Origin of the sequence: Sphingosinicella sp., from assembly GCF_052387495.1 — a bacterium.
Classification (GTDB): Bacteria; Pseudomonadota; Alphaproteobacteria; order Sphingomonadales; family Sphingomonadaceae; genus Allosphingosinicella.
Map to the genome: position 1 here is coordinate 1 of NZ_JBQTJC010000003.1, position 9,571 is coordinate 9,571.

The following is a 9,571-nucleotide window of genomic DNA, read 5'->3' on the forward strand; positions in this document are numbered from 1 at the left end:
GAGAGCGCAGGAGAGACGGTCGGCGATCCCAAGACCCTGGTCAACGTGCCGCTGTTCCACGTCACCGGCGAGGTGCCCGTGCTGCTCAACAGCTTCGTGATCGGGCGGACGATGGTGCTGATGCCCAAATGGGACCCGGGCGAGGCGTTGCGGCTGATCGAACGCGAGAAGCTCACCTATTTCGTCGGCGTGCCGACGATGAGCCTGGAGCTGATGCAACATCCCGACCGCGACAAATACGACCTCTCCAGCCTCACCGACATCGCCGCGGGCGGCGCGCCCCGGCCGGTCGCCCATGTCGAGCGGCTCGAGCAAAGCTTCACCGGCGCCCGGCCCGCTCTGGGCTACGGCCTCACCGAGACCAATGCGGTCGGCTGCTCCAACTTCTGGTCCAACTATCACGACAAGCCCGCCTCCACCGGCCGGCCGCACGCGCCGATGGTGGAGATGGCGATCCTCGGCGAAGGCGACCGTCACCTGCCGCAGGGCGAGACCGGCGAGATCGCGATCCGCTCCGCCGCCAACATTCGCGGATATTGGAACGACGAGGCGGCGACCCGCGCCGCCTTCACCGCCGACGGCTATTTCAAGTCCGGCGACATCGGCTATCTCGACGAGGACGACTATCTCTTCATCGTCGACCGCAAGAAGGACATCATCATCCGCGGCGGCGAGAATATCAGCGCCGCCGAGGTCGAGGCGGCGATCTACACCCATCACGCGGTGTCCGAGACCGCGGTGTTCGGCGTGCCCGACGAGCGGCTCGGCGAGGTGCCGGCGGCGGTCGTCTATTGCGAGGCGGGCGGGCTCGACGCCGAGACGCTGACCGCTTTCCTCGGCGAGCATCTCGCCCAGTTCAAGCTGCCCGCCCGAATCTGGTTCGTCGACGCGCCGTTGCCCAAGCTCGGCACGGGGAAGATCGACAAGGTCAGCCTGCGCGCCGAGTATCGCGACCGGGCCGCGACGGCCTGACGCAACCGAAGCGACGGATGTTCATTTGTTCGGGTGAAGGGAGAAGAGCCATGCGAACCCTGCCGACCGCCTCGATGAGCGCGCTGGCGCTCGCCATCGCCGCCTGCGGCGAGGTGGCGCCTCCGCAGAACAATCAGGTCTCGGTGCCCGGACCGGAAGCGACCGAGAACAGCCTCGAGAATCTGAGCGAGGGCCAGCGCAACGCCGTCTTCATCCGCGCCATCCGCGATTCGGGCCAACCGTGCGAGCATGTCGAATCCTCGGCCCGCGCCGGCGAGCATCAGGGCCTGCCGCTGTGGACCGCGCGCTGCGACAACGAGGTGACCTGGACAATCGTGCTCGGCAATGACGGCTCGGCCGCGGTGCTCAACCCGAACGAAGCCGCCGCGCTCGGCAACAGCGCGGCGGGCAACGGCCAATGAGGTCGATCCCGCGCGCCGCCTTCGCCGCGCCGCTGGCGCTGCTGTTCGCCTGCGAGGACGGCGCGCCGCCCGAGAACCGCCAGTCGATCAAGGTCGAGAACCCGACCCATGACCGGCTGCTGGAGGTCTCCAGCCTCAACCGGCGGATCGCGCTCCGCAATGCGATCCGCGACAACCGCCAGCGCTGCCAGCGCGTCGACGGCGCCGCCTATCAGCAGGATCATCGCGGCATGGTGATGTGGGTCGCGCTCTGCAACGACCTGAAACATTGGGCGATCTTCATCGCGCCCAACGGCGACACCCAGGTCCGCGATTGCGCGCACATGGCCCAGCTCGACCTGCCGCAATGCCGCCCGGTCGCGATCGCCCCGGCTTCGGAGAACGACGTCAACATGCTCTGAGCGACCGCGCGGCCGCCTTCAGCAATTCTCGTATTTCCAGTGGCGGCGCTTGCCCTCCGCCATCCATTCGATCGCCTGGTTGAGGCGGCTGATCCGGGTCTCGTCGCGCTTCGCTCCGGTGACCCACTCGACATATTCGCGCTGAGCGCTGGGCGGGAAGGCGTCGAAGGTAGCCCTGGCGGCGGCATTGGCATCAAGCGCCGCGTTCAAATCCTGCGGCACGGTGAAGGGCGCCTTCTCGGCCTTGTCGCGGATCGGCTTCACGCCCTCGTCGATCAGTTGCATCGCCTTGCGGGTTAGCTCCAGCAACGTCTCGCGCGGCGGCAGGTCGTCCAGCGAGGTCAGCCGCCCGAACTGCCCCATCGCGCTCGCCTGGCCGGACTCCTTCCCCAGCACCTGGCTGCCGCTCCAATAGCCGAAGGCGGCGTGCGCCTTGAACGCCGCGAAATGGGCGAGGATCTTCGTCTTGTAGACGAAGGAGGGCATGCTCCATTTGAGCGTCTCCTCGCAGTCCGGGCAGGCTTCGCCGAGGATGTCGCGCAGATGGGTGAGGATCGGCCGGGCGAAATCGGCCTGGCGCTCGATATAGGCGTCGATGCGGGGATCGGTCTTCATCGCTCGCTCCCGGATGAGAAGACGGGAGATTGCCGCGCTTTTCGGCGGCTCACAAGGCCGGCGCGGCGCGCGCCTTCGCGGCGGCACGCCAGCCGTCGATGCTGAAGATGGCGAGCGCGGTCCAGATCGCGCCGAAGCAGATCATGTGCGGCAATGTGAACGCCTCGCCGAAGACCAAGACGGCGAGCAGGAACTGGAGCGACGGCGCGATATATTGGAGGAAGCCGAGCGTCGAATAAGGCAGCCTGCGCGCCGCCGCGGTGAACAGGAGCAAGGGAATGGCGGTGACCGCGCCGCCCAGCGCGAGCAGGACGTCCGTGCCGAGACCGAGCTGGCCGAAGCGGATGCTCCCGTCCGCCGCCAGCCAGAACAGCCAGCCTGCCGCGACCGGGGCGAGCAAGGCGGTCTCGATCGACAGGCCCTCGAGCGAATCGACCGGGGCGATCTTCCTGAGGAAGCCGTAGAGCCCGAAGCTGAAGGCGAGGGTGAGGCTGATCCACAGGCCCGAGCCCGCTCCGGCGGCGAGCACCGCGACGCCGGCGGCGGCGAGGATCGTGGCGAAGACCTGCGCGCGGCTGAGCTTTTCCTTGAGCAAGACGACGCCCAGCAGGACGTTGAAGAGCGGGTTGAGGTAGTAGCCGAGGCTACCCTCGAGGACGTGGTCGCTCACGACGGCGTAGATGTAGACCAGCCAATTGACCCCGATCAGCAGGGAGGTGAGAATCAGGGTCATCAGCACCCGGCTCGTCCCCGCGGCGGCGCGGATCGCGGGCCAGCGCCGCCAGAGGGTGGCGAGGGCGCCGAGGAAGAGCAAGGACCAGATGATGCGGTGGGCGACGATCTCGGTCGGCGGGACCGATGCGATGGCCTTGAAATAGAGGGGCATCACGCCCCAGAGGAGATAGGCTCCGAGACCGAAGAGCAGGCCTGCGCGGCGCGTCTGATGCGGGTCTGCCATGGCGGCGCGCCTAGGCGGGCAAAGGGGCCGAAGCAAGGCGCGATAGTTGTATTAGTTAGCTAATACAGCTACGGAGCGGGCGAAGGAGAATCGAGATGCGCACGACCCTGCTTGTTCCCGCCGCCGCGTCGCTCGTCTTGCTCGGCGGCTGCGAGATGCGGATCGGCAACGACGCCGCGACGGTCGCCGACAACGCCACCGCCTCGGGCCGGGCCGAGGAGGGCCGGGTGACGGTCGAGGCGCCCGGATTCAACCTGTCGATCAACGTGCCCGAGGGCCTCAGCTCCCGCGCGAACGTCGATGCGGACAGCGGTCTCGTCTATCCGGGCTCGGCGATGGGCGGGCTGCACGTCCAGGGCAGCAACCGTGACGAGAGGGGCGGCGAGCATGGCGAGGTCGAGATCCGCTTCACCAGCACCGATCCGGCCGAGCGCGTGGTCGCCTGGTATCGCGATCCGGCGCGCGCTTCGGACTTCGCGATTTCCACGGCATCGCGGGACGGCAATGCGACCGTGCTGAGCGGCACCGGGCGGCGTGAGAATGAGCGCTTCACGGTGCGGATCGGCCCGCACGGCGAGGGCGGCACCGAGATGCGCCTGCTGCTGACCGACAACGACTAACGGCCGGTTCTCCCTTACGGGCCCCAGAATCTCCACCAAGGTCCGGACTTTGGCTCTGAGCCGCTCGAATTCTCCGTTCGTGCGTATCGCTCCGGATGCTCCTCGATGTCCGCAACCAGCCGATCAAAAGCAGTGGGCTCTTCGATGCGCGGCTGAACCTCATCCGATGGTTTGGAGGCAACAGGCTCGACACCGATCGCATTGAGTTCTGCAATAGCGGCTTCGCTCAGCATGGCTTTGCCGCCGGGCATCGAGCCATTCAGAAATTCCCCGCCAGCGCTGGTGACGAACGTGTGGGCGACGGCGAACGCCTCATTGCTCATGAGACCCCCGACAAAAAGCAGATAGGCGTCGTCGAATTCGCCTACGACCATATTGGCCTGCTTGGATTGAGCCAGCCTGACTATCTCCGGCACCCCTGCCGAAACTATTTGAGCTGCAGCGGCAGCTCGGTCCTGATCTCCGAATTTGTACTCAGCGCTCCAGATATTTGGCCCGAGGCTGAGAATGCCTTCAATCTGACCGCGATAGGACGTCATCTCGTGTCCCTCCTCGCAAAGCGACAGCGAGCCCTTGCCGGTGAGCTTACCACATCCCGACGACGTAAGAACAGCTGGCCGGCAACCTGAGTGTCGTGCCAAGGTATCGCGATCATGCACGCCCTTGCCGATCCCAACGAGGTGCGCGCCCATCTGGTCGGCGCGGCGCGGGCCGGGACGGCGCTCACTTATGCCGAACTGCTCGAGCGGCTCGGCTACCATTTCTCGCGGCCGAAGATGCGGCAGCTCTGCGCGGTGCTCGGCGACGTCGACCGGGACGCCGAGGCGCGGGGCGAGCCCGAGCTCGCCGTGCTCGTCGTCCGGCAGCGCGACGGCATTCCGGGCCAGGGCTGGTGGGTGGCGGGCGGGGCCAGGTCGCGCGGCTATGAGGGGCCGTGGCAGGGGCCGGAGGCGGGCGCCTTCATCCGCGCCGTCCAGGCGGAAACCTTCGCCTTCTGGCAGTCCAGGAACGGGACAGCGGCGCTCCAGAGCCCCGGTTAACCATCTCCGGTCACCCATTGTCCGGGCAAATCGGGCAAGAGGCGGGTCCGAAGCCACAAGGACTTGCCGATGCCGATCCGCCATATGCTGCGCGCTACCGCCTTCGCCGGCCTCCTCGCCCTCGCCGCCTGCGGCGGCGGCGCCGACAACAACCTTTCGGCGCTCGACAACGAATTGATGGGCAACGGCGTCGATCCGGCGCTGACCCGCGCGCTCGAGGACCAGATCCTGGTCGATCCCAACCTCGTCCAGCAGGCCCATCCGAACAGCGTCCGGCCGCCCGAAAGCCCGGTCCAGGCGCAATATCCCGCCGGGCCCGATCCGACCCAGCCGCCGCCCCGGCTCGCCGCCAGCGGCCGCTCGGGCGGGACCCGCGTCCAGGCCGCCACCGCCAGCACGATCGGCCAGCAGACCGGCGGCTGCGGCGCCTCGCTCAGCCACGGCCCCGAATGGGCGGGCCGGCTGCCGGCCGAATTCCCGGCCTATCCGGGCGGCCGCGTCACCGAGGCGGCGGGGACGACCGCCGGCGATTGCCGGATGCGCGTCGTCACCTTCACCACCGGCGATCCGCACAACCGCGTGCTCGAATATTATCGCAGCCTCGCGACCCGCGCCGGCTTCAGCGCCGAGGTCGAGCGCCGCGGCGAGGATCTGCTGCTCGGCGGCGTCAACGAACGCACCGACGGCGCCTATGTCGTCATCGTCACGCCGCGGCAGAACGGCACCGAGGTCGCCCTGGTGGTGAATAACGGGCGGTAAGCGCGGCTCAGAACGCGAATGGTCCCAATGTTCGCGCTGGCCATGGGGGCTTTCCTACGCGCCTTGCGAATGCCGAAATCGTCGATTGCGCGCGCGGAGACGCGGAGGCGCGGAGGCGGCGATGAGGCCGCCGGAAGGACACAAAGGACACGCGAATCGCGGGTGAGAATCGTTTGTTTTCAGTGACGGCGGGAAGCGCGGAAGCTGACGAGTTTGACCGTTTCGCCAGGGCCATCGCGTCAGCTTTGACAGCTTCCCCGATGCGCCGCTGCCGGGGCGCGCCGGTGTGCTCCGATCGAGGATCGGGAGTGGATCGAGCAGACGATGCAAAGAGCCGCGACCGAGGCCGAACCTCCGAGTCGCGGCGCAGCATGACAGATTGCGGGCGTGTAGGAAAAATGCCGCTTGTCCGGCCGGCCGCTTTCGACCCATTGCGGACATTCAGACAGCGGCTGAAGGCGTCAGGTCCATGGCCGGAACCACCCGGCTGTAGGGCAGGCCGGCTTCGTCATTGAGCCGTTTCACCTCTGAATCGGATTCGGCTTCGAACAGACACATGCAGCGCCCATCCTCTGGGGCGAAGGTGGTGCGGATGTAGTGGATGTGCGATCCGCCGCCGCGCATTTCCTCGGCTTTGCCGATCGCCGCCTTCTGAGCGGCTGCGAGGTCTTCCATTGCGATCCCCTTGAGGTCGCGCTCGACCATGAAAACCGTCATCGTGTTTCTCCTCCTGTGCAAGGGAAAGCCTAGGCCCGCGGGGGGTGCGCTGACAGAAGAAGTTGGGCATTGTTGCATAACCGTCGATTATCGATGGTTGCGGCGCCCGACAGGAGGAAGCCGATGGAGCTGTTTCAGATCCGCTACGTGCTCGCGGCGGCCGAGACCCTGAATTTCACGAAGGCAGCCGAGCGCTGCAGCATATCGCAGCCGGCGCTGACAAAGGCAGTCAAGAATCTGGAGGAGGAGCTCGGAGCCCGGATCTTCACCCGCGAGGGCAAACGCGTTCGGCTCAGCGAGTTCGGCCGCTCGATCCTTCCGACGCTCCGGCAGATGCAGGACCAGGCGGAGCGGGCCAAGGCCATCGCCCAAGAGCATCGGTTGCTCGACAAGGTGCCGGTCCGCCTTGGAGTGCTCGCAACGATCGGCTCGGTGCGCATCGCACACTATCTCGCCGCCTTCCAATCCGGCTTTGAAGGGGTCGAGGTAGAGGTCACCGAGGCGCCGGTTCCGGAGCTGCTCAATAGGCTCGAGGAAGGCCGGCTGGACCTGGCGATCGTCAACCCGTGCGACGGCGTTCCGGAGAGCTTTCACGCGCATCCGCTTTACAGTGAGAAATATGTCGCGGTGCTTCCACCCGGCGACGCGCTGGCAAAGCGGAATACGATCCGCCTCAAGGACCTTTCAGGACGTGCTTACGTCGACCGACTGTCCTGCGAGATGCGCGAGATGTTCGGCGCGGCGTGCAAGGACCATGATGTGCAACTCTACGCGCGCTTTCGCTCCGAACGCGAGGACTGGGTTCAGGCGATGGTGCTCGCGCGAATCGGAATTGCAGTAATGCCCGAATATTCTGTCACCGTCCCGGACCTGCTACAGCGGCCGATTACCGATCCGGCGATCAGCCGCACGATCGCCCTGCTAAATGTGCGCGGGCGCCGATTCAGCCAGGCGACCGAAGCGTTTGTGAGGACCGCTAAGACCTTCAGTTGGCCGCGTTAAGCCTATGTCCGCTTTCCACCCTTAGCGGCCGTTCAACTGTGATCCGGCAAGACCGTTCCCCACAGTCCCCATGCCCCCCTACATAAAGAAGAGGAGTGAGGGTCGTCCTACTGGCGGCGGGTGCCACTGACACGCTTTGGGATCTTGAGAATGTCGTGAAGCGGGTTGAGTCGAATGATCCCAAGCCTCGGCAAGTGGCCCGTACCGCCGCCCCGCTTGAGCTTGACTCCGAATGGAAACGTGCGTCCACAGTCCGTAGGACTTATCCCTCTACAACCAAGCCATCGGCTCGCATTTGATGTTTCAAATGGCGAGGTACGCCCAAATGAGATGGCAAGCGGCTTCCGAGATTGTCCGGGCCTTCGTCTACAAAGACAAGCCCAACCACGCGCTGGCGGCGCTGGCGCTGATCCTGCTAACGATGGCGGCGCTCGTGATCGTCCCCTTTCTCCTATTGAGCTGACGGTGGGAATATGCCTCACCCGGCCCCACTGGCTAACCCCCGCCCCGCCCGCTAAACGCCCGCCCATGCCACATCTGCTTCTCGTCATGATCGGCGGCGCGCTGGGCGCGGGGGCGCGGTTCGAGGTGGGGCGGTGGGCGCTGCGCCATGGCATGGCCGGCTATCCGTGGGGGACGCTCATCGTGAACCTCGCGGGCGGGCTGCTGATGGGGCTGCTCGCGGGCTTCTTCTTCGGGCGCAATCCGGCGGACCAGGCCGCGTGGGCCTTTCTCGGCGCCGGATTGCTCGGCGGGTTCACGACCTTTTCCGCGTTCAGCTTCGACATGTTCGCGATGATCGAGCGCGGGCAGTGGGCTCCCGCCGCCCTGTATGCGCTTGTCTCGGTGATCGGCGCGCTGGCGCTGTTCGCTTTGGGCTTCTGGCTGATGCGGCTGGCGGGATGAGCGAGCAGGTCCGCAGCTTCACCGTCGCGCCGGACGACGACGGCATCCGCCTCGACCGCTGGTTCAAGCGCAACCTGCCGGGCGCGAGCTTCGGCCAGGTTTCGCGCTGGGCGCGGACGGGGCAGCTGCGCGTCGACGGCAAGCGCGCGGCGCCGGGCGACCGGGTCCTCGCCGGGCAGATTATCCGCGTCCCGCCGCAGGGCGAGGAGGCGGCGCCCGCCGCCCCATCGCAGCGCAAGCACGAGACGCTGACCGAGGACGAGATCGAGTTCGTGCGCGGGCTCGTCATCGAGCAGGACCCGGCCGGGATCGTGCTCAACAAGCCGCCCGGCCTCGCCACCCAGGGCGGGACCAAGACCAAGGACCATCTCGACCGGCTGCTCGACGGGCTGGTCGAGGAGGGGGCGGCGCGGCCCAAGCTGGTCCACCGGCTCGACAAGGACACGTCGGGCGCCCTGCTGGTGGCGCGGACGCCGCGCGCCGCCGCCTTCTTCTCGAAGAATTTTTCGGGGCGGACGGCGCGCAAGGTCTATTGGGCGATCGTCACCGGCGTGCCCGCGGTCGAGGACGGGCTGATCGACCTGCCGCTCGCCAAGCAGCCGGGGACGGGCGGCGAGAAGATGCATGTCGAGGACGGCGAAGGCGGCCAGATCGCGCGGACCCGCTACCGGGTGATCGAGCGGGCGGGGAACCGCGCCGCCTGGGTCGAGCTGCAGCCGCTGACCGGGCGGACGCATCAGCTGCGCGTCCACATGCTCGCGATCGGCCACCCGATCCTGGGCGACGGCAAATATGGCGGGCAGGAGGCGTTTCTGACCGGCGCGATCAGCCGCAAGCTGCACCTCCTCGCGCGGCGGCTGCGCATCGACCACCCGGACGGCGGGCGGATCGACGTCACCGCCGAGCTGCCCGAGCATTTCGCCGCGACGATGGCGAGCCTGGGTTTCGATCCCGCGCTGGGCGACGCGCTGGAGCTCGACGAGGTGCAGCCGCCGACGCGGGAGCAGCAGAAAGCCAAAGCGAGGGCGCATGCCAAGCAGGTGCGGAAAGGGCGAAGGGGCGAACGGCGGAATCGGGGGCGCGCGCGGTGAGATGTGGCCTCTCTCCTCATTCCTCCCCTGCATTTGCAGGGGAGGGGGACCGTCCAAAGGACGGTGGA

Annotated in this window: 14 protein-coding genes; 10 read left to right on the top strand and 4 right to left on the bottom strand. The window is 67.1% G+C overall.

Annotated features, from left to right (window positions below; translation table 11 throughout):
• The 3 genes from ACT4N8_RS00165 to ACT4N8_RS00175 all read left to right on the top strand — a co-directional run.
• A partial coding sequence (locus ACT4N8_RS00165; RefSeq protein WP_444856105.1) for a class I adenylate-forming enzyme family protein occupies positions 1–972 on the top strand: 972 nt, incomplete at its 5' end.
• A 50-nt stretch (positions 973–1,022) separates the two neighbouring features.
• Positions 1,023–1,394, top strand: a complete 372-nt coding sequence (locus tag ACT4N8_RS00170) for a hypothetical protein (RefSeq protein ID WP_444856106.1) — start codon at positions 1,023–1,025, stop codon at positions 1,392–1,394.
• A complete protein-coding gene (locus ACT4N8_RS00175; RefSeq protein ID WP_444856107.1) occupies positions 1,391–1,795 on the top strand; it encodes a hypothetical protein in 405 nt (134 codons plus the stop codon). Before ACT4N8_RS00170 ends, ACT4N8_RS00175 begins: the two co-directional genes overlap by 4 nt.
• An 18-nt stretch (positions 1,796–1,813) precedes the next feature.
• Here the strand turns inward: ACT4N8_RS00175 and ACT4N8_RS00180 are convergent, their stop codons facing one another.
• Both ACT4N8_RS00180 and rarD read right to left on the bottom strand, forming a co-directional pair.
• Positions 1,814–2,410 carry a YdeI/OmpD-associated family protein gene (locus ACT4N8_RS00180; RefSeq protein WP_444856108.1) on the bottom strand — a complete coding sequence of 199 codons (597 nt, stop codon included), beginning with the start codon at positions 2,408–2,410 and terminating at the stop codon, positions 1,814–1,816.
• A 49-nt stretch (positions 2,411–2,459) separates the two neighbouring features.
• Positions 2,460–3,368, bottom strand: coding sequence for an EamA family transporter RarD (rarD, locus tag ACT4N8_RS00185; protein ID WP_444856109.1), 909 nt, complete (start codon positions 3,366–3,368; stop codon positions 2,460–2,462).
• A 95-nt stretch (positions 3,369–3,463) separates the two neighbouring features.
• Between rarD and ACT4N8_RS00190 the strand changes: the two genes are divergently transcribed.
• Positions 3,464–3,988, top strand: coding sequence for a hypothetical protein (locus ACT4N8_RS00190; RefSeq protein ID WP_444856110.1), 525 nt, complete (start codon positions 3,464–3,466; stop codon positions 3,986–3,988).
• Between the two features lie 14 nt (positions 3,989–4,002).
• On the opposite strand, the gene ACT4N8_RS00195 is transcribed toward ACT4N8_RS00190, so the two are convergent.
• Positions 4,003–4,527, bottom strand: coding sequence for a hypothetical protein (locus ACT4N8_RS00195; protein WP_444856111.1), 525 nt, complete (start codon positions 4,525–4,527; stop codon positions 4,003–4,005).
• A 114-nt stretch (positions 4,528–4,641) separates the two neighbouring features.
• Between ACT4N8_RS00195 and ACT4N8_RS00200 the strand changes: the two genes are divergently transcribed.
• Both ACT4N8_RS00200 and ACT4N8_RS00205 read left to right on the top strand, forming a co-directional pair.
• Positions 4,642–5,028, top strand: a complete 387-nt coding sequence (locus ACT4N8_RS00200; protein ID WP_444856112.1) for a ribose-phosphate pyrophosphokinase — start codon at positions 4,642–4,644, stop codon at positions 5,026–5,028.
• A 69-nt stretch (positions 5,029–5,097) separates the two neighbouring features.
• On the top strand, positions 5,098–5,787 hold the full coding sequence (locus ACT4N8_RS00205; protein ID WP_444856113.1) for a hypothetical protein: 690 nt from the start codon (positions 5,098–5,100) through the stop codon (positions 5,785–5,787).
• A 441-nt stretch (positions 5,788–6,228) separates the two neighbouring features.
• On the opposite strand, the gene ACT4N8_RS00210 is transcribed toward ACT4N8_RS00205, so the two are convergent.
• Positions 6,229–6,504, bottom strand: a complete 276-nt coding sequence (locus ACT4N8_RS00210) for a DUF4242 domain-containing protein (protein WP_444856114.1) — start codon at positions 6,502–6,504, stop codon at positions 6,229–6,231.
• A gap of 123 nt (positions 6,505–6,627) precedes the next feature.
• Here ACT4N8_RS00210 and ACT4N8_RS00215 point away from each other — a divergent pair, with 123 nt between their 5' ends.
• From ACT4N8_RS00215 to ACT4N8_RS00230, 4 genes are all read left to right on the top strand, one after another.
• The gene (locus ACT4N8_RS00215) at positions 6,628–7,506 is read left to right on the top strand and encodes a LysR family transcriptional regulator (protein WP_444856115.1); all 879 of its coding nucleotides are present in this window, start codon (positions 6,628–6,630) and stop codon (positions 7,504–7,506) included.
• A gap of 325 nt (positions 7,507–7,831) precedes the next feature.
• Positions 7,832–7,969 (top strand): hypothetical protein, encoded by a 138-nt coding sequence (locus ACT4N8_RS00220; protein ID WP_444856116.1) that lies wholly within the window; start codon positions 7,832–7,834, stop codon positions 7,967–7,969.
• Positions 7,970–8,034: 65 nt separating this feature from the next.
• Positions 8,035–8,412, top strand: a complete 378-nt coding sequence (gene crcB / locus ACT4N8_RS00225) for a fluoride efflux transporter CrcB (RefSeq protein ID WP_444856117.1) — start codon at positions 8,035–8,037, stop codon at positions 8,410–8,412.
• Complete coding sequence (locus tag ACT4N8_RS00230) at positions 8,409–9,503, top strand: pseudouridine synthase (protein WP_444856118.1); 1,095 nt, start codon at positions 8,409–8,411, stop codon at positions 9,501–9,503. Before crcB ends, ACT4N8_RS00230 begins: the two co-directional genes overlap by 4 nt.
• Positions 9,504–9,571: the final 68 nt, after the last annotated feature.